Source organism: Rathayibacter sp. AY2B5, assembly GCF_002931645.1.
In the GTDB taxonomy this organism is placed as follows: Bacteria; Actinomycetota; Actinomycetes; order Actinomycetales; family Microbacteriaceae; genus Rathayibacter.
This window is the reverse complement of record NZ_PSUE01000031.1, coordinates 18,201-37,230: the sequence shown is the minus strand read 5'-3', so window position 1 is coordinate 37,230 and position 19,030 is coordinate 18,201. Positions and strand designations below refer to the sequence as shown.

Here is a 19,030-nt window from a genome sequence, read left to right as displayed (position 1 = left end):
CGGATGCGGCCGCCGAGAAGCCCGCCGCCCCCGAGGCCGCGGCCTCGGGGGCGGCGGGCTTCTCGGCGGCCGGGGCCGGCTCGGGCTCGGCCGGGGCGGGGGCCTCGGCGTCGCTCTCGGCGTCGACCGACGGGGTCGCCTCGTCGGTGGCCTCGGTCTCGGCGGCCTGGACCTCGGGGGCCTCCTCGGCGGGAGCCTCGGGCTCGGACGCCGACGCGGCTCCGGAGCCGTCGCCGATGCGCACCAGCTCGGCGCCGACCTCGACGGTCTCGTCCTCCTGGACGAGGATCTCCTCGATCACTCCCGCGACGGGCGACGGGATCTCGGTGTCGACCTTGTCGGTCGAGACCTCGAGCAGGGGCTCGTCCACCTCGACGCGGTCCCCGACGTTCTTCAGCCAGCGGGTGACCGTTCCTTCCGTGACGCTCTCTCCGAGTGCCGGGAGGCTGACGGATTCGCTCATGAGCCTGTCTCCTTAAGACGCTTGTGTTTCGATGTCCAGCTTACTGATGCGGAAGCGGCGGATCGCCGCACCGCAGTGGTTCTACAGGGCGTGCAACGGCTTCCCCGCCAGAGCGAGGTGCGCCTCGCCGAGCGCCTCGTTCTGAGTGGGGTGCGCGTGCACGAGGGGCGCGACGTCCTCGGGGTGCGCCTCCCAGTTCACGATGAGCTGAGCCTCGCCGATCAGCTCGCCGACGCGGGCTCCGACCATGTGCACGCCGACGACGGGGCCGTCGACCAGGCGCACGACCTTCACGGAGCCGGTGGTCCCGATGATCGTGCTCCGGGCGTTGCCGCCGAGGCCGTAGTCGTACACGGCGACGCGCTCGGCGCCGTACTCGGCGATCGCGCGGGCCTCGCCGAGGCCGACGGAGGCCACTTCGGGGTCGCTGTAGGTCACCTTCGGGACGTTGACGTCCGAGACGACCTGCGGGCCCAGACCGGCGATCTCCTCCGCGACGAAGATCCCCTGCTGGAAGCTCCGGTGCGCGAGCTGGAGCCCCGGCACGATGTCGCCCACGGCGTACACGCCGGGGACGGAGGTCTGCAGGCGCTCGTCGGTCAGCACGTAGCCGCGGTCGAGGCGGACCCCGGCCTCCTCGAGGCCGATGCCCGCGGTCACCGGGCCGCGGCCGACGGCGACCAGCAGGATCTCGCCCTCCACCGTGGCGCCGCTCTCGAGCGACACGGAGACGCCGCCCTCGCTCTGCGAGACCGACGCGACGCGGGATCCCAGCTGGAAGGCGATGCCCCGCTTGCGGAAGGCGCGCTCCAGCTGCTTGCTGACGCTCTCGTCCTCGTTGGGGACGAGGTGGGGGAGGGCCTCGACGATCGTGACCTCGGCGCCGAACGAGCGCCAGACGCTCGCGAACTCGACGCCGATCACTCCGCCGCCGAGGACGACGACGCTCGCGGGAACGTGGTCGAGCTCGAGAGCCTGGTCGCTCGTCAGGATGCGGCCGCCGATCTCGATCCCGGGGAGGGTGCGGGAGGCGGACCCGGTGGCGACGACGACCGACGCGCCGTGGAGCACGTGCTCACCGACCGTCACGGTGCCCGGCGCGGTGAGGCGGCCGTCGCCCGTGACGACCGTGATGCCGCGCGAGGACACGAGGCTCTGGAGCCCCTTGTACTTGCCGGCGACGACGCCCTCGCGGTAGCGCGTGACGCCCGCCATGTCGATCCCGGTGAAGCTCGAGAGCACGCCGTACTTCTCTCCCTCGCGGGCGCCGTCCGCCAGCTCGGCGGCGTGCAGCAGGGCCTTGGTGGGCACGCACCCGCGGTGCAGGCAGGTGCCGCCGAGCTTGTCGCGCTCCACGAGCGCGACGCTCATCCCGAGCTGCGTCGCCCGGAGGGCCGCCGCGTACCCGCCGCTGCCACCTCCGAGCACGACCAGGTCGTAGCGCTCTTCCGACACCCAGTGACTCCCTCGCGACGTGCGGTCCCGCTTCCCGGCCGACCGGCTCCGGCGCTGAGCGCCGAGCGGATCGGGAGGGGGGACGAGGCGGGATCTCCCGCCCCGTCGACCCTACTACGCGCTCGCGAAGCCCTCGGCCAGAGCGATCAGCGCGCGCACCGAGACTCCGGTGGCGCCGGCTCCGGTGAAGCCGTAGCCACCGCCTCCGTTGCTCGAGGGGCCGGCGATGTCGAGGTGCGCCCACGGGATCGTGGTCGCGTCCTCGCCCTCGCCGCGCTTCCCGACGAACTCGCGGAGGAAGTGGCCGGCGAGGAGCATGCCGCCGGCGGTGTTGCCCGGCTTGACGTTCGCGATGTCGGCGATGTCCGAGTTGAGCAGCGGTCGCAGCTCCGCGGGGAGGGGCATCTGCCAGAAGGGCTCTCCCGCCGTGCGGGCGGCCTCGAGGACGCGGGAGACCAGCTCGTCGTCGCCCAGAGCGCCGACGGTCCGGTTGCCGAGGGCGACCACGGAGGCGCCGGTCAGCGTCGCGACGTCGATGATCGCATCGGGCTGCTCCTCGCTGGCGGCGACGAGGCCGTCGGCGAGCACCAGCCGGCCCTCGGCATCGGTGTTCAGCACCTCCACCGTGGTCCCGCCGCGCACGGAGAGCACGTCGTCCGGGCGGATCGCGGTCCCGGAGGGGAGGTTCTCGGCGATGCAGAGCCAGGCGGTCGCGCGGAGCGGGAGGCCGAGCTCCGCGATGGCGCGCACGACGGCGTAGACGGTCGCCGCGCCCGCCATGTCGGTCTTCATCCCGATCATCGAGGCCGGCGGCTTGAGCGAGAGTCCGCCGCTGTCGAAGGTGATGCCTTTGCCGACCAGGGCGAGGTGGGTGCTCGCGCCCTCGGGCGCGTAGGCGACCTTCACGAGGCGGGGCGGGCGGGAGGAGCCGCTGCCGACTCCGAGGATGCCGCCGAACCCCTCCTCCGCGAGGGCCTCCTCGTCCCAGACGGTGACCTCGAGGGGCAGTCCCTCTGCGCCGGTCTGCACGGCCTCGGCCAGCGTCTGCGGGTAGAGGTGCGACGGGGGAGTGTTGACGAGGTCCTTCACCGTGCCGACCGCGCGGCCGAGCACGAGCGCCCGGTCCAGGACGGCGGGGTCGGCCGACTCGCCGCCGCCCAGCAGGACGACGTGCTCGACGGGCGCCTTCGCCGCGGCGGCGGTGCTGCCGCGGAAGGCGGTGAAGGAGTAGGAGCCGAGCGCGGCGCCCTCGGCGACCGCGGCGAGCGTGCCGTCGGAGCCGGCGGGAAGGGAGAGGGCCACGGAGGCGGACCCCGCGAGCAGGCGGACGGCGGCGCCCGCGGCGTTCCGCAGCGCGGTGTCGTCGGGCTCCGCCGAGCCGAGGCCGACGAGGACGATCACTCCGGCACGGACCGAGGACGGCACGCGCACGAGCGTCTCGGCGGCGCCGGTCGCGCCGAGCGCGCTCAGCGCGGGGGCCAGCTCCTCGAAGCCCTCCGCGCCGACGAGCCGGGGACCGTCGGGTCCCGGGGCGACGCCGAGGACGAGGGCGTCGGTGTCGATGTCGGAGGCGGGAACGGTCGAGTACTCGAGAGAGGAGAGGGGCATGGCGGCAATGCTAGGCGCTGTTCGCTGAGGGCTCAGCGGACCCGGCCGGGGCGCCGGGACCCCCGTTTAGACTGGACGCATGCTGGATCCGGAAGACCTGTTCGAGATCGAGGGCGACCTCTCCGAGATCCCGCGCGGGCTGCACCTCGTCGCGGGCCTGACCGGCTCGGCCGACGCCGGGGGAGCGGTGGGGCAGCTGGGGGAGTACCTCTTCGAGACCCTCGAGCACCGCGGGGTCGCGGTCTTCGACCAGGATCAGCTGCTCGACTACCGGGCCCGCCGCCCCATCATCACGTTCGACCAGGACCACCTGACGGACTACCGTCCTGCGATGCTCCGGCTCTCGCTCGCGCACGACGAGCTGCACCAGCCGTTCCTCCTGCTCACCGGCTTCGAGCCCGACTTCCAGTGGGAGCGGTTCACCAGCGCGGTGGTCTCCCTCCTCGAGCGGCTCGACGTCGCCTCGACCACGTGGGTCCAGGCGATCCCGATGCCCGTGCCGCACACCCGGCCCGTCGGCGTCACCGTGAGCGGCAACCGCGAGGACCTGATCGAGGCGATGTCGGTCTGGAAGCCGCACACGCAGGTGCCCTCGAACGTCCTCCACCTGCTCGAGCTGCGCCTCTACGAGCGCGGTCTGACCGTGGTCGGCTTCGCGCTGCTCATCCCCCACTACCTGTCGGACACCGAGTACCCGCAGGCGGCGGTCGCGGCGCTCGAGAGCATCTCGGCGTCGACCGGCCTCATCTTCCCGACGGACCGCCTGCGCGAGAGCGGGCGGGAGTTCCTCGGCAAGGTCGACGAGCAGGTCGGCGGCAACGACGAGCTGCAGAAGCTGGTCTCGGCCCTCGAGGCGCGGCACGACACCTACATGGAGGGGACGAGCCTCCGCTCGCCGCTCACCGACGAGGACGGCTTCGTGCCCAGCGCCGACGCGATCGCCGCCGAGCTCGAGAAGTTCCTCGCGATCCGCCGCCCGGGCGAGGAGCCCACCGCCTCCTGAGCGGCCGTAGGATCGGACGAGTGCGTGATCGTCGAGCCTGGTTCGTCTTCGGTGCCGGAGCGTTCGCCTACCTCGTCGCGGTCCTGGACCGCACGACGCTGGGCGTCGCAGGAGTGGACGCCGCGGAGCGGTTCGGGGTGGCCGCCGCCGTCCTCTCGTCGCTCGCCGTCGTCCAGCTGATCGTCTACGCCGGGATGCAGATCCCGGTCGGGATCCTCATCGACCGGTTCGGCCCGCGGACCCTGATCCTCTCGGGTACGGCCCTGATGATGGCGGGCCAGGTCGTGGTCGCGATCGCGCCGGGCATCGGCGTCGCGATCGTCGGGCGGATCCTGCTGGGAGCGGGGGACGCCGCGATCTTCACCTCCGTGATCCGCCTCACGGTGACCTGGTTCAGCGGACCGATCGTGCCGCAGCTCTCGCAGTGGATCGGCAACATCGGCCAGGTGGGCCAGATCCTCTCCGCACTCCCGTTCGCGGCGATCCTCCACACGTTCGGCTGGGAGCCCGCGTTCCTCAGCGCCGCCGGCCTCGGGGCCGTGTCCTTCCTCGGCGTGCTCCTCCTGGTCGCCGACGTCCCGCCGCGCACCGAGCCGATCACGGTGGTGCCTCCGACGCTCCGGGCGACGATCGCGCAGCTCGGAGTGAGCCTGCGCCGGCCGGGGACGCAGCTCGGCTTCTGGTCGCACTTCGTCACGCAGTCCTCCGGCACGGTGTTCACGCTGCTCTGGGGCTACCCCTTCCTCGTCTACGCGATCGGCCTGCCGCCGACCGTCGCCGCGCCGACCCTCACGATCGTCGTGATCGCGGGGATCGTCGTCGGGCCGGTGCTCGGCGTCCTGACCGCTCGCCACCCCATGCGCCGCAGCAACCTCGTGCTCGGGATCGTCTCGGCGATGGCGGTCGCCTGGACCGTCGTGCTGCTCTGGCCCGGCGTCCCGCCGTACTGGCTCGTGGTGCTGCTCCTGATCGTCGTCGGAGCGGGCGGCCCCGGCTCCATGATCGGGTTCGACTTCGCCCGCACGTTCAACCCCTCGCGGAGCCTCGGCGCGGCGAACGGAGTCGTCAACGTGGGCGGGTTCCTGGCCAGCTTCACGATGATGTTCGCGATCGGCCTGATCCTCGACGCACTGGCCGGTCCCGGTGCCTCCTCCGAGCAGACCTACTCGCTCGAGCACTTCCGCCTGGCGTGGTGCGTGCAGTACGTGGTGGTCGGCGCCGGAGTCGTCGGACTCGTCGTCGCGCGCCGCCGGACCCGCCGCCGCCTGGCCGAGGACGAGGGAATAACCGTGGCCCCTCTCTGGGTTGCACTGAGTGACCGGATGCGCCGCGGCCGCGCGGGGCGCTGACGGTCGTCCGTCGATTCGCCCTTCTGCAGACGCGATGTCCCAGCGGAACGGCCCGGATCCCGCCGGATCGAGCCCCACTCGCACCGCACCGCACGGCTGCACTACTCAGACGTGCAATAATTGTCAATAGGACCCGTTCGGGTCGAGGAGCACCAGGCCCACGTCGGGCGTGCGACGTCCTCGACTTGACATGGGTCCTCGTAATGCCCACCGACGGACGACGCCTTCCCGCGCCGCCCGCCCCCGGGACGCAACGGATGGAGAGGTGCCGCCATGGCCACCAGAGCTACCAAGACCGCAACGCTCGACGCCGTCGACGACGACGTGACGACGACCACCAAGAAGCCCGCGGCGCGCAAGCCCGCGGCGAAGACCACGGCGGCCAAGACCACCGCGGCCAAGACGACCCGCTCGCGCGCCACGACCAAGGCCGCCGCTCCCGCCGACACCGAGGAGGAGCCGACCGACGCCGTCGAGCCCGACGAGGCGGCGGAGGAGGAGGAGACCGAGGTCGTCGCCGAGGACACCGAGACCGACGCGAAGGACGACGCGGAGACGCCGGAGGCCCCGGCCGCCGCTGCCGTCGCCGCTCCGGCCGAGCCGCTCCCGAGCGGTGCGCTCGTCCTGTCGTTCGGCGGAGAGGACGACGAGGTCCCGGTCTACTCGACCGCGATCACCGGCGCCACCGCCGACCCGGTCAAGGACTACCTGAAGCAGATCGGCAAGGTCGCGCTCCTGAACGCGGCCGAGGAGGTCGAGCTCGCGATGCGCATCGAGGCCGGCCTGTTCGCCGAGGACAAGCTCGCCAACTCGACCGACCTCAGCCCGGAGCTCGTCCGCGAGCTGCGCTGGGTCGCGAAGGACGGCCAGCGCGCGAAGAGCCACCTGCTCGGAGCGAACCTCCGGCTCGTCGTCAGCCTCGCGAAGCGCTACACCGGTCGCGGGATGCAGTTCCTCGACCTCATCCAGGAGGGCAACCTGGGCCTCATCCGTGCGGTCGAGAAGTTCGACTACACCAAGGGCTTCAAGTTCTCGACCTACGCCACGTGGTGGATCCGCCAGGCGATCACCCGCGCGATGGCCGACCAGGCCCGCACCATCCGCATCCCGGTGCACATGGTCGAGGTCATCAACAAGCTGGCCCGCGTGCAGCGCCAGATGCTCCAGGACCTGGGCCGCGAGCCCACGCCCGAGGAGCTCTCGCGCGAGCTCGACATGACCCCCGAGAAGGTCATCGAGGTGCAGAAGTACGGGCGCGAGCCGATCTCGCTGCACACGCCCCTGGGCGAGGACGGCGACAGCGAGTTCGGCGACCTCATCGAGGACACCGAGGCGGTCGTCCCGGCCGACGCCGTGGGCTTCACCATGCTGCAGAAGCAGCTGGAGTCGCTGCTCGACTCGCTCTCGGAGCGCGAGGCCGGCGTGATCCGCATGCGCTTCGGCCTCGGCGACGGCATGCCGAAGACGCTCGACCAGATCGGCGACACCTTCGGCGTGACGCGCGAGCGCATCCGCCAGATCGAGTCCAAGACGATGGCCAAGCTCCGCCACCCGTCCCGCTCGCAGTCGCTCCGCGACTACCTCGAGTAGGCCGGTGATCCGCTACGCGCCGGCGGTCCTCCTCGGGAGGGCCGCCCGGTTCGCCGCGCGGGTCCGGAAGCCCGGCGGGGGATCCGCCGTGCCCGGACTCGTGGTGAACCGTGTCGCGCCCGGATTCCTGCCCGCGGTGCTCGACGGATTCCGGGACGGCCTCGTGGTCGTCACGGGATCGGCGGGCAAGTCGACCACGACCAAGATGCTGGTCGCGGTGCTCCGCGCGCACGGGCTCCGGGTCTTCACCAACCCCTCGACGGCCAACATCGCCCAGGGGCTGACCTCCGCGCTCCTGGAGCAGGCGGACCTCCGCGGACGGATCGACGCCGACATCGCCGTCCTCGAGATGGACGAGGGTCACGGCGCGCGCCTCGCGCCCCGGATGCGCCCCCGCGTCGTCCTGCTGACGAACGTGGTGGTCGACCAGATCGACCGCTTCTTCGATCCGGCCATGGTCGCCCGGATGCTCGGTACCATCGCCTCCCGCGCGACCGGTCCCGTCGTGCTGAACGCCGACGACCGCCACGTCGCCGATGTCGCGACCTCCCTCCCCGGCGAGCGGATCCGCTGGTACGGCGTCTCCTCCTCCGTCCGCGACTCCGCGTCCGGCGGTCTCGGCTACGCCGCGGAGGCGGAGGCCGGGACCGACCGTGCCACCACCGTCGTCGAGAGCACGACGGGAGCGGCCGCGCGCATCGTCAGCGACGGCGACCCGCTCGAGGTCCGGCTCCCCGCGCGGGGCGTCCACTACGCGGTGGACGCCGCGGCGGCCGTCTCCACGGCCCGCGCCGTGCTCGCCGAGCGCTTCGACCCGGCCCTCGCCGCCTCCGCGCTCTCGAGCATCGACCCCGTCTTCGGGCGGGGCGAGATCGTCACCGTGCGCGGCCACGAGGTCGAGTTCGTCCTGGTCCAGAACCCGGCGAGCTACCGCCTGAACATCGCGGAGATCCCCGAGGGGACCGAGCAGATCATGCTCGCGATCGGCTCCGACGTCCGAGACCCCTCCTACTTCTGGCCCGTGGACACCTCCGTGCTCGGGCACGTCCGTGTCGTCTCGGGGTCGAAGGCGCACGAGGCGGCGCTGCACCTGCGCTACGACGGCGTGCGCGTCGACTCCGTCGACGAGGACCTGGGTCGCGCGCTCGACGCGTTCCTCGCTCTGCCGACCCCCGCCTCCGGCCGGAAGACCATCGTCTTCTCGGCCGATTCGATGCGCCGCACCCGTGCGCACCTGCAGCTCGTCACCAACCGCGAGGAGACCGCGTGACCACCCTCCGCATCGCCGTGCTCGCTTCCGACGTTCTGGACAGCAACGGCGACGCGGCGAACGCCCGGGTCCTCGCGGCTCGGGCGCGCTGGTCGGGCGTCGAGGCGGAGGTGGTGCCGCTGGCGACCACCTCCGACGCCGAGGTCCGTCCGGACGTCCTGGTCGCCGGGACGGGAGCGGACGAGGACCTCCCGGGCGTCCTGGCACTCCTCCATGAGATTGCGCCGACGCTGCGGGCCTGGGTCGACCAGGGCACTCAGGTGGTCGCGGTCGGAGCCGGCTGGGAGATGCTGGCCGGTTCGATCAGCACGGCCGCGGGCGGAGCCCGGGGGATCGGGCTGTTCCCCGGAGACTCGGTCACGGGCGAGCGCGCGACCGACGACCTCCTCGTCGAGACGCCGGGCGGCGTCCTCGTCGGCTTCGAGAACCACGAGCGCCGGATGACCGGGATCGCGCCCGAGAACGCGCTCGGCCGAGTGCTGCACGGCACCGGCGACGGCGCCGGCCACGAGGGCTACGCGGAGGGAGGCCTTCTGGGCACGCACCTGCACGGCCCCGTCCTCGCGAAGAACCCGTCGCTCGCGGACGCGATCCTGCGGCGCGCCCTCGGCGACGCCTACTCCCCGTCGGACGAGCGTCTCCGCCTGGTCGATGAAACGGCACGAGCCGCTCGCGAAGTGATCGCGAAGCGGCTCGGTGTCGGTCGGTAGGGCGCTGACGCGCCGTCCGGGCTGATCGGGACGCGCTAGGGACGCTGCTCCTCGAAGAGTCGGGCGGACTCGTCGTGCCAGCTCTGGGCGATGCTGGAGAGCTTCTCCTGGTACTTCTTCCCGTGGTGCGCGCAGAACAGCAGTTCTCCGTTGTTCACGACCACTCGGATGTACGCCTGGGCACCGCAGCTGTCGCAGCGGTCGGCGGCGGAGAGCTGGTGGGCACCGGCGAGCTCGTCCACGCCGTTCTGGGTTGCTGTGGTCGACATGACTTGGCCTCCTGCACTCGTTCTTCGATCTCTGCTTAGTGGAACCCATCCAAGCACGCGATTGTTTCCGCACGGAGTCGATCGGTCGGCATTTCGCTCTGCGCGTAGGGGCCCCGCGCCGAGCGGCCATCGTGGTGTCGTCGGGTGCCGCGCCACCGCGGCCGGAGCGGTTCCCGAAAGTAGACTAGGCGGATGGCCTCCACCGACTACAACGCCCGCCACCTCTCCGTCCTCGAGGGTCTCGAGGCGGTCCGGAAGCGGCCCGGCATGTACATCGGATCGACCGACTCGCGCGGCCTCATGCACTGCCTCTGGGAGGTCATCGACAACTCCGTCGACGAGGCGCTGGCCGGGCACGGGACCGAGATCAGCGTGCTCCTGCACGCCGACGGAAGCGTCGAGGTGCGCGACCGCGCGCGCGGGATCCCGGTCGACATCGAGCCGAAGACGGGGCTCTCCGGAGTCGAGGTCGTGTTCACGAAGCTGCACGCGGGCGGCAAGTTCGGCTCGGGGTCCTACGCGGCGTCCGGCGGTCTGCACGGCGTCGGCGCCTCCGTGGTCAACGCGCTCTCGGAGCGCCTGGACGTCGAGGTCGACCGCAACGGCCGCACCTACCGGATGTCGTTCCACCGGGGGGAGCCCGGGCGCTTCGCCGACGCGGGCGAGCCCACCCCCGACGCTCCGTTCACGCCGTTCGAGAACGGGTCGGAGCTGACGGTCGTCGGGAAGGTCGCCAAGGGCGTCACCGGTACGCGCGTGCGCTACTGGGCCGACCGCCAGATCTTCACGAAGGGCGCCTCGTTCCAGACGGACGACCTGGTGACGCGCGCCCGGCAGACCGCGTTCCTCGTCCCCGGCCTGACGATCGACATCGTCGACGACCGGGCGGACGAGCGCCGCGCCGAGATGTTCCGCTACGACGGCGGCATCTCGGAGTTCGTCGAGTTCCTCGCCCCCGACGCCCCCGTGACCGAGGTGCTGCGCCTCACCGGCTCCGGCACCTTCACCGAGACCGTGCCGGTGCTGACCCCCGGCGGCGCCATGGTGCCCACCGAGGTGGAGCGCACCTGCGAGGTCGACATCGCCCTGCGCTGGGGCACCGGCTACGAGACGGTGATGCGCAGCTTCGTGAACATCATCTCGACGCCCAAGGGCGGGACGCACCAGACCGGCTTCGAGCAGGGCCTGCTGAAGCTGCTCCGCTCCCAGGTGGAGGCGAACGCCCGCCGCCTCAAGGTCGGCTCGGACAAGCTCGAGAAGGACGACGTCCTCGCCGGGCTCAGCGCCGTGCTGACCGTGCGGCTCCCTGAGCCGCAGTTCGAAGGCCAGACGAAGGAGGTGCTGGGCACGCCCGCGGTCCGCGCGATCGTCGCCTCCACCATCGCCTCGACGCTGGGCGTGGTGTTCTCCTCGACGCGCCGCGAGGACAAGGCGCAGACCTCCCAGCTCCTCGAGAAGGTCGTCGCCGAGATGAAGTCGCGGATCTCGGCCCGCGCGCACAAGGAGACGCAGCGCCGCAAGAACGCGCTGGAGTCCTCCTCCCTTCCGGCGAAGCTGGTCGACTGCCGCAGCAGCGACGTCGAGAACAGCGAGCTCTTCATCGTCGAGGGCGACTCCGCCCTCGGCACCGCCAAGCTCGCCCGCAACAGCGAGTACCAGGCCCTGCTGCCGATCCGGGGGAAGATCCTCAACACGCAGAAGGCGAGCATCGCCGACATGCTCTCGAACGCCGAGTGCGCCTCGATGATCCAGGTGATCGGAGCCGGCTCCGGCCGCTCCTTCGACCTCTCGGCCGCCCGCTACGGGAAGATCATCCTGATGAGCGATGCCGACGTCGACGGCGCCCACATCCGCACCCTGCTGCTCACGCTCTTCTTCCGCTACATGCGGCCGCTCGTCGAGGCGGGGCGCGTCTTCGCCGCCGTGCCTCCGCTGCACCGGCTCGTGGTGATGAACGCGGGGAAGAAGCCGAACGAGACGATCTACACCTACTCCGAGAAGGAGCTGCAGAGCGTGCTCGCGGCCCTCGGCAAGGCGGGCCGCCGTTACCAGGACCCGATCCAGCGCTACAAGGGGCTCGGCGAGATGGACGCGGACCAGCTGGCCACGACGACCATGGACCGCTCCCGCCGCACCCTCCGCCGGGTGCGGGTCGCCGACGCGGAGAACGCCGGCCGGGTGTTCGAGCTGCTGATGGGCAACGACGTGGCACCCCGCAAGGAGTTCATCGTCCGCGGGTCCGAGTCGCTGTCGCGGGACCGCATCGACGTCTGAGCCGCGGGGCTCAGAACACCTCGGGCGCCGCTCCGATCGTCGCGATCGGCGCCGCGAGCGCCACGCCGGAGCCGTCGCGCTTCATCCCGGAGTCGGGCAGCGCGGCGACCGAGCCGTCGGCCTCGAGCGCGTGCGCGGGACCGGGGCCGACCCACGCCACTCCGAGGGCGGTCTCGCCCTTGAGGAAGCGCTGCGCACGGACTCCGCCGGTGGCCCTGCCCTTGGCGGGGAACTCCGAGAACGGCGAGACCTTCGCACTGCCGGTGTCGGTCCCCGAGAGGGCCCAGCTGTCGACGGCGACCGTCGCGACGACGGCCTCGTCCCGGTCCTCGGCGGCGACGACGGCGAAGTGCACGACGTCGTCGGTCTCGGCCAGCTTGACCCCGGCCATCCCCGCGGCGGTCCGGCCCTGAGGGCGGACGGCGGACGCGGGGAAGCGCAGCAGCTGGGCCTCGCCGGTGACGAAGACCAGCTCGTCCTCCTCCGCCGACGCGGCCGCGCCCACGACGGCGTCCTTCGGCTTCAGGGCGATGAGCTCGATGTCCGGGCGGTTGGGCAGCTCGCCCGGCGCGACGCGCTTGACGACGCCCTGCTGGGTGCCGAGCGCGATCGGCCGCTCGTCGTCGAGGGCGACGAGCGCGAGCACCCGCTCGTCCTTCGCCAGGTGCGGGAGGTAGTCGCTCATGCGCACGCCCGCGCCCAGCTGCACCGAGGAGGAGGGGACGGCGGGCACGTCGACCGGCGAGAAGCGGAGGAGCCGACCGGCGCTGGTGACCGCGCCGATCTCCGTCCGGCTGGTCGTGTCGAGCACGCTGAGGACGGCGTCGTGCTTCGAGCGGCGCGTGGCGCGCTCGGGGTGGGGAGCGGCCTCGGGGTCGCGGTCGACCCGCACCATGCGGCCGGTGGTGCTCAGCAGCACCCGGCAGGGCACGTCCGCGATCTCGAGCACCGCGGCGGCCTTCCGCCCGGTGGTGGCGACGGAGGGACGCGCCTCGGTGAGCAGGGTGCGCCGCGGGGTCCCGAGGCGCTGGGCGACCTCGTCGAGCTCGTCCGAGACCAGCTCGTCGATCCGTGAGCGGCTGGCGAGGAGGGCCTCGAGCTCGGCGATCTCGGCGAGGAGGGTGTCGCGCTCGGTCTCGAGCTCGATGCGCGAGAACTTCGTGAGACGGCGGAGCTGGAGCTCGAGGATGTAGTCGGCCTGCAGGGTGCTGAGGTCGAAGACCTCGATCAGCCGGGCCCGCGCCGCCGCGGTGTCGTCGCTCCCGCGGATCAGCTGGATGACCTCGTCGATGTCGAGGATCGCGATGAGCAGGCCCTCGACCAGGTGCAGCCGCTCCTGGCGCTTGCGCAGTCGGTAGCGGGTCCGCCGGGTGACGACCTGCACCCGGTGGCCGATGTAGACCTGCAGCAGCTCCTTCAGGCCGAGGGTGCGCGGGCCGCCGTCGACCAGCGCGACGTTGTTGATCGAGAACGCGTCCTCGAGGGGCGTGTAGCGGTAGAGCTGCTCGAGGACGGCCTCCGGGCTGAAGCCGGTCTTGATCCCGATGACGAGCCGGAGGCCGTTGTCCCGGTCCGTCAGGTCGGTGACGTCCGAGATGCCGCTGAGCTTCTTGTTCTGGACGCCGTCCTTGATCTTGTCGATGACCTTCTCGGCGCCGACGAGGTAGGGCAGCTCGGTGACGACCAGGCCGGACTTGCGCGCGGTGATGCTCTCGACCGAGACGCGCGCGCGGGTCTTGAAGCCGCCCCGGCCGGTCGCGTAAGCGTCGCGCACGCCGGCGAGGCCGACGATCGTGCCACCGCTCGGGAAGTCCGGTCCGGGGACGAACGACATCAGGTCGTCCAGGGACGCGTCGGGATGGGCGATCAGGTGCCGGGCCGCCCCGATCACCTCCACGAGGTTGTGGGGCGCCATGTTCGTCGCCATGCCGACGGCGATGCCGCTGGCCCCGTTGACCAGCAGGTTCGGGAACGCGGAGGGGAGGACCTCGGGCTGGTCGTGCGAGTTGTCGTAGTTCGGGACGAAGTCGACGACGTCCTCGCCGAGGTGCTCGGTCATGGCCGTGGCGGCCGGGGCGAGGCGGGCCTCGGTGTAGCGGGCCGCGGCCGGGCCGTCGTCGAGGGAGCCGAAGTTGCCGTGCCCGTCGACGAGGGCGACCCTCATCGTGAACGGCTGGGCGAGGCGGACGAGGGAGTCGTAGATCGAGGCGTCGCCGTGCGGGTGCAGCTTGCCCATCACCTCGCCGACCACGCGGGCCGACTTCACGTGGCCGTGATCGGGCCGCAGCCCCATCTCGCTCATCATGTAGAGGATCCGGCGCTGCACCGGCTTGAGGCCGTCGCGGGCGTCGGGCAGGGCCCGCGAGTAGATGACCGAGTACGCGTACTCGAGGAAGGACCCCTCCATCTCGGCCGAGACGTCGACGTCCTCGATGCGCTCGGTGAGCGAGGATCCGGAGGAGGGGGCTGCAGCGTTCATGACTCGATTCGGTGGCGGGCGCGGGGCGGCGGCGGGGGACTGCACCGCCCTGCGGCGCTCGACGGGACGGGCGGAGCGGAGACGGCGCCTCGCGGACGGGACCGGCCCTCCCGTTCACGCGGACGCTCCGCTGCACCGGCCCGGCGGGGACGGCGGCGCTGTGCGAAACTGGGCGCGATGACCCACATGCTACCGCCAGCCCCCGACGGGCGGCGGAGCCTCGCCGACGTCCTGCCGGGCGCCCTCGACGCGCTCCTGGGCCGCCCCGGCCTCTTCGGCTCGCCCCGCGTCGAGCGGATCGTGGTCGTCCTCGTCGACGGCCTGGGTGCCGCGAACCTCCGCCAGCGCGGGGGCCACTCGCGCACGCTCGCTCCGGCCCTCAACCGCGGCACCACGCTCGTCTCGGGCTTCCCGACGACCACCGCGGCGGCCCTGGCGAGCCTGACGACGGGCCTGCGCCCGGGCGGGCACGGGATGGTCGGCTACCGCGTGCTCGACCGCGCCTCCGACCGCCTGGTCAACCAGCTCTCCGGCTGGGACGAGGGCATGGTGCCCGAGACGTGGCAGCCCCACCCCACGGTCTTCGAGCAGGCCTCGGCCGCCGGTGTCCGGGCCGGTGTGATCGGCCCAGCGCGGTACGCCCGCTCCGGTCTCACGCGGGCGATCCTGCGCGGCGCCGAGTACCACTCCGCCGGCGGCGTCGCCGAGCGCTTCACGGCGGCGCGCGCCCTGCTCGACGAGGGCGGCCGGCAGCTCGTGTACCTCTACGTCCCCGAGCTCGACCAGGCGGCGCACGCGCGCGGCTGGGAGTCGCCGGAGTGGACGGCAGCGCTCGAGCTCCTGGACGGGGAGGTCGGCGGAGCGGTCCGCGGGCTCTCCGCCCGCGAGAGCGTGCTGGTCACCGCCGACCACGGCATCGTGGACGTTCCGGCGTCCTCGCACGTGCTCGTCGAGCGGGGACCGCTACTCGAGGGCGTCCGGCACCTCGGCGGAGAGCCCCGCTGCCTGCAGCTGCACCTCGAGCCGGGTGTGGACCCCGACGAGGTGGCGCGGCGCTGGATCGAGGCGGAGGGCGCACGCGCCTGGATCGCGACGCGCGACGGGGTCGCTGCGAGCGGCTGGTTCGGCGAGGTCTCGCCGGCGGCGGCCGAGCGGATGGGCGACGTGTTCGTCGCGGCACGGAGGACCATCGCCTACTACGCGGCGGACGACTCCTCCGGCCGCTCGATGATCGGACAGCACGGGTCGCTCACGCCGGAGGAGACGCAGGTGCCGCTCCTCCGCTTCGGCGCGCTGGCCTGAGCCGGGCCGGAGGGACGGGGGGCACCGTCCGCCCCGGCGGAGCCGCGCCGGCGGAGGGTCAGTCGTCGCTGCGCGCTCCGAAGACGATCTCGTCCCAGCTCGGCATCGACGCCCGCCCCCGGCGGAGGCTCCCGCGCACGCCCGACGGCTGCTCGGGGACCGGGGGAGCGGTGCGCGGCGGCTCCGGTGCCTTCTCGACGGGAGGAGCGGCCTCGGCCTCGGGCTCCGGCTCCTCGCGGACGCGGAGGCTCGAGGCGTGATCGCGCTCGCCCCGGCGGCGACGCAGGGCGTCGAGCAGGTCGGCGGTGTCGTTGAGGTTGCGCTCGCGCTGCTCCGTCGTGCTCGTGACGGGGCGGGGGAGCGTCGAGATCGGGCGCGGGGTCTCGGAGAGGGCCGGCTGCGGCTCCGTGTCGGAGGGGCGGACGGCGGCCGGTCGGGCGTGCGGCATCGCGGCGGGGCGGCCGGCGGTGGGGTGGTCGGCCCGGGCGGAGCGGCTCGGCGCCTCCGCGGACTCCGGGTCGAAGCGCGTGGCGAGCTCGTCGACGGCGGCGGGGATGACGGCGCGCAGGCGCGGGATGAGGGTCGGCCGGATCTCGCCCTGCTGCGAGAGCGTGATCGCCTCGGAGGTCAGCGGCGACAGCAGCGCCTTCCGCGGGTCGAAGCGCCAGCGGGCGTCGTGGTCGATCTCGTCCGAGCGGAAGAGGAGCTTGACGACCCAGCCCTCCTCCTCCTTCCAGCTCGACCACTGCTCGCCCTCGGCGCCGAGCGACGCGAGGCGGTCGCGGATGACGTCGCCGAAGGGCGTGCCCTCCTCGAGGGGATCGGGGTCGGTGGTCGTGTAGACGCGCACGGCGAGGGCGGACGCGACGATGTGCTCGCGCTCGGCCGTGACGGGTCCCTCGAAGCGCTGGACGTAGCCCAGGTCGGCGCCCGTGAGCTCGGCGACCTCCTCGGCGGAGAGCCCGGAGCGGATGTGGGCCTGGATCTCGCGGGGGGAGACGCGCTTCTCGCGCGGCGGGAGGGTGTGGACCCGCGGCCGCAGCTGGCTCTGCAGCGTCTCGTCGATGCGGACCGAGAAGCGCTCGCCGCCCTCGGACACGAGGACGAGCGATCCGCCCTCGACGCCGATCACCTTCAGTTCCATCATCGTGGGGACCCTCCTTCTGGACGCGGACCGGGCAAGGATGCCACGCGCCCGGGCGATCGGCCGGGAATACCCCGGGCGGGTCGAAAGTTGGTGCGGAAGGAGGCGGGGCGAGCGGGTGTCAAGAGCCGTTCGAGGTGGTTTGCGAATCGATGCGTCGTGATGCACACTGACCCCGCCGATTTGTTGAACAGCAGAAATAAGAAGTGGATGGGAATGGCTACGGACTACGACGCCCCCCGCAAGACCGATGACGACTCCGAGTCGATCGAGGCCCTGAAGGAGCGAGTCCCCGACAAGATGTCCGGAGTCGTCGACGTCGATGACGCCGACAACCCGGGCGGATTCGAACTGCCCGGTGCCGATCTGTCCGACCTCGATCTGGACGTCGTGGTCCTTCCGCCCCAGGCGGACGAGTTCACGTGCGTGAGCTGCTTCCTCGTGAAGCACCGCTCGCAGATCGACCACGAGGAGAAGCTCGGACCGATCTGCCTGGAGTGCGCCGCTTAAGCGCCTCCCGGCTCCGAAGGACGACCGCTCCGTCGCCGTGATCCCCGGATCGCGGCGACGATGTCGTCCGGGCGGCGGGTGGAGACCAGCCAGTACGGCGTCGGGTCGGCCGGATCCTCGATCGGGACCCGCACCACCTCCTTCACCCAGCCGCGGATGACCAGGTACGCCCGCGCGTCCAGGCGCGTCCCGCGCTCGGCGAACGCCTGGTCCCCCGAGTAGGAGGACGGCTCGCCCACGAGGTCCAGCGGGATGTGCGCGCGGCCGGCGCGCAGCTCACCCTCCGCCACCTCGATCACGGGGGAGAGGGCCAGCAGCGACAGCACGCAGCCCGCGTACAGCACGACCGCGACGATCACCCCCACCGCGAGGTCGATGGGCGCGAACACCAGGATGCTGGCGGGGATCACGAGGGCGGTGGCGACGAAGAGCCAGGGCGCGGGCCACAGCCTCTCTCGGTAGGACGGCATGACCCTATTGGATCAGACGTTTGGTCTACCCTCGTCACGTGCCTGCAACCGTCGACGTCCCGATCACCGCGGACCGGCTCCCCTCCTACGCCCGTCCGGGCGACGCGGGAGCCGATCTCCACTCGACGGAGGACGTGGTGCTCGCCCCCGGTGAGCGCGCCTCCGTCGGCACCGGGGTGGCCGTCGCCCTCCCGGAGGGCCACGCCGGCTTCGTCGTCCCCCGCAGCGGGCTGGCCTTCAGGCACGGCATCACCGTCGTCAACGCCCCCGGAACGATCGACGCGGGCTACCGCGGCGAGATCCGGGTGGCGCTGCTCAACACCGACAGCCGCGAGACGTACCGCGTCTCGGCGGGGGACCGGATCGCGCAGCTCGTGATCGTCCCCGTTGTCCAGGCGAGGTTCACGGCCGTCGACGAGCTTCCCGAGTCGGTCCGCGGCACGGGCGGCTTCGGATCCACCGGGTACGCCGCCGGCGCCCAGGAGACCAGAATCCACGAGGAGAGCGCATGAGCGACATCCAGTCCACGACCGGCGAGGCCGCCGAGCCCGTCCAGCAGGACTTCGAGAAGTCGGCGCCGGAGGACCGCGCGGAGGCCGGGCCCCTGGACGAGCGCGAGGCCAACCCGGTCCGCCCCTACATCGACCTCGGCGGGGTGAAGGTGCTTCCCCGCGAGGGCATGCACATCCGCCTCGAGGTCGAGGAGGGGACCAAGCGCGTCATCGCCGTCGGCCTCGACTACGCCGGGTCGACGCTGCAGGTGCAGCCCTTCTCCGCGCCGCGCTCCTCGGGCCTCTGGCACGAGATCCGCGGCCAGATCGCCGAGCAGATCGGCCGTCAGGGCGGATCGACGACGGAGCGCGACGGCGTCTTCGGTCCGGAGCTCGTCGCCGAGCTCCCGATCGCCGGCGGCCAGACCCGCGTCGCCCGGTTCGTCGGTGTCGACGGTCCGCGCTGGTTCCTCCGCGGCGTGATCGCCGGAGCCGGAGCCGTCGACGAGCAGGCGGCCGCCTCGGTCGAGGAGCTCTTCCGCAGCATCGTCGTGGTCCGCGGCAGCGGCCCGATGCCTCCGCGCGACCTGATCCCGCTGAAGGTGCCGACCGGCAGCCAGACCCAGCAGAGCGCGAGCTGACC

The 19,030-nt window shown here is 72.3% G+C and carries 17 protein-coding genes; 10 read left to right on the top strand and 7 right to left on the bottom strand.

Annotation, left to right across the window (positions count from 1 at the left end):
- The 3 genes from C5C30_RS15470 to C5C30_RS15460 all read right to left on the bottom strand — a co-directional run.
- Positions 1 to 463 (bottom strand): biotin/lipoyl-containing protein (locus tag C5C30_RS15470; protein WP_308471027.1); only part of this gene is annotated, 463 nt, incomplete at its 3' end.
- An 81-nt stretch (positions 464 to 544) separates the two neighbouring features.
- Positions 545 to 1,918: a dihydrolipoyl dehydrogenase gene (gene lpdA, locus C5C30_RS15465; protein ID WP_104334043.1), complete on the bottom strand. Its 1,374-nt coding sequence runs from the start codon at positions 1,916 to 1,918 to the stop codon at positions 545 to 547.
- A gap of 114 nt (positions 1,919 to 2,032) precedes the next feature.
- Positions 2,033 to 3,526 (bottom strand): leucyl aminopeptidase, encoded by a 1,494-nt coding sequence (locus tag C5C30_RS15460; RefSeq protein WP_104334042.1) that lies wholly within the window; start codon positions 3,524 to 3,526, stop codon positions 2,033 to 2,035.
- Between the two features lie 79 nt (positions 3,527 to 3,605).
- Here C5C30_RS15460 and C5C30_RS15455 point away from each other — a divergent pair, with 79 nt between their 5' ends.
- From C5C30_RS15455 to C5C30_RS15435, 5 genes are all read left to right on the top strand, one after another.
- Complete coding sequence (locus C5C30_RS15455; protein WP_104334041.1) at positions 3,606 to 4,529, top strand: proteasome assembly chaperone family protein; 924 nt, start codon at positions 3,606 to 3,608, stop codon at positions 4,527 to 4,529.
- 20 nt (positions 4,530 to 4,549) lie between these two features.
- The gene (locus tag C5C30_RS15450) at positions 4,550 to 5,878 is read left to right on the top strand and encodes a nitrate/nitrite transporter (protein WP_104222120.1); all 1,329 of its coding nucleotides are present in this window, start codon (positions 4,550 to 4,552) and stop codon (positions 5,876 to 5,878) included.
- Positions 5,879 to 6,151: 273 nt separating this feature from the next.
- Positions 6,152 to 7,468 carry an RNA polymerase sigma factor gene (locus C5C30_RS15445; RefSeq protein WP_104261523.1) on the top strand — a complete coding sequence of 439 codons (1,317 nt, stop codon included), beginning with the start codon at positions 6,152 to 6,154 and terminating at the stop codon, positions 7,466 to 7,468.
- Between the two features lie 4 nt (positions 7,469 to 7,472).
- Positions 7,473 to 8,738 carry a Mur ligase family protein gene (locus C5C30_RS15440; RefSeq protein WP_104334040.1) on the top strand — a complete coding sequence of 422 codons (1,266 nt, stop codon included), beginning with the start codon at positions 7,473 to 7,475 and terminating at the stop codon, positions 8,736 to 8,738.
- The gene (locus C5C30_RS15435; protein WP_146081556.1) at positions 8,735 to 9,448 is read left to right on the top strand and encodes a type 1 glutamine amidotransferase; all 714 of its coding nucleotides are present in this window, start codon (positions 8,735 to 8,737) and stop codon (positions 9,446 to 9,448) included. The genes C5C30_RS15440 and C5C30_RS15435 overlap by 4 nt, the downstream gene beginning before the upstream one ends.
- A 35-nt stretch (positions 9,449 to 9,483) precedes the next feature.
- On the opposite strand, the gene C5C30_RS15430 is transcribed toward C5C30_RS15435, so the two are convergent.
- Complete coding sequence (locus tag C5C30_RS15430) at positions 9,484 to 9,717, bottom strand: hypothetical protein (RefSeq protein WP_068212876.1); 234 nt, start codon at positions 9,715 to 9,717, stop codon at positions 9,484 to 9,486.
- 192 nt (positions 9,718 to 9,909) lie between these two features.
- Here C5C30_RS15430 and C5C30_RS15425 point away from each other — a divergent pair, with 192 nt between their 5' ends.
- Positions 9,910 to 11,991: a type IIA DNA topoisomerase subunit B gene (locus tag C5C30_RS15425; RefSeq protein WP_104222112.1), complete on the top strand. Its 2,082-nt coding sequence runs from the start codon at positions 9,910 to 9,912 to the stop codon at positions 11,989 to 11,991.
- Between the two features lie 10 nt (positions 11,992 to 12,001).
- Here the strand turns inward: C5C30_RS15425 and C5C30_RS15420 are convergent, their stop codons facing one another.
- Positions 12,002 to 14,470, bottom strand: a complete 2,469-nt coding sequence (locus C5C30_RS15420; protein WP_104222110.1) for a DNA topoisomerase (ATP-hydrolyzing) subunit A — start codon at positions 14,468 to 14,470, stop codon at positions 12,002 to 12,004.
- A gap of 177 nt (positions 14,471 to 14,647) precedes the next feature.
- On the opposite strand from C5C30_RS15420, the gene C5C30_RS15415 reads away from it, so the two are divergent.
- Positions 14,648 to 15,772 carry an alkaline phosphatase family protein gene (locus tag C5C30_RS15415; RefSeq protein WP_258063710.1) on the top strand — a complete coding sequence of 375 codons (1,125 nt, stop codon included), beginning with the start codon at positions 14,648 to 14,650 and terminating at the stop codon, positions 15,770 to 15,772.
- A 58-nt stretch (positions 15,773 to 15,830) separates the two neighbouring features.
- Here C5C30_RS15415 and sepH read toward each other — a convergent pair whose 3' ends face one another.
- Positions 15,831 to 16,919 carry a septation protein SepH gene (sepH, locus tag C5C30_RS15410; protein WP_104238755.1) on the bottom strand — a complete coding sequence of 363 codons (1,089 nt, stop codon included), beginning with the start codon at positions 16,917 to 16,919 and terminating at the stop codon, positions 15,831 to 15,833.
- 213 nt (positions 16,920 to 17,132) lie between these two features.
- On the opposite strand from sepH, the gene C5C30_RS15405 reads away from it, so the two are divergent.
- Positions 17,133 to 17,426 (top strand): DUF4193 domain-containing protein, encoded by a 294-nt coding sequence (locus C5C30_RS15405; RefSeq protein WP_055792269.1) that lies wholly within the window; start codon positions 17,133 to 17,135, stop codon positions 17,424 to 17,426.
- Here C5C30_RS15405 and C5C30_RS15400 read toward each other — a convergent pair.
- The gene (locus tag C5C30_RS15400) at positions 17,423 to 17,896 is read right to left on the bottom strand and encodes a DUF3093 domain-containing protein (protein ID WP_104232568.1); all 474 of its coding nucleotides are present in this window, start codon (positions 17,894 to 17,896) and stop codon (positions 17,423 to 17,425) included. The two genes, C5C30_RS15405 and C5C30_RS15400, sit on opposite strands and share 4 nt — an antisense overlap.
- Positions 17,897 to 17,934: 38 nt before the next feature.
- On the opposite strand from C5C30_RS15400, the gene dut reads away from it, so the two are divergent.
- Both dut and C5C30_RS15390 read left to right on the top strand, forming a co-directional pair.
- Positions 17,935 to 18,408, top strand: coding sequence for a dUTP diphosphatase (gene dut / locus C5C30_RS15395; protein ID WP_104222105.1), 474 nt, complete (start codon positions 17,935 to 17,937; stop codon positions 18,406 to 18,408).
- Positions 18,405 to 19,028: a DUF3710 domain-containing protein gene (locus tag C5C30_RS15390; protein WP_104222103.1), complete on the top strand. Its 624-nt coding sequence runs from the start codon at positions 18,405 to 18,407 to the stop codon at positions 19,026 to 19,028. Before dut ends, C5C30_RS15390 begins: the two co-directional genes overlap by 4 nt.
- Positions 19,029 to 19,030: the final 2 nt, after the last annotated feature.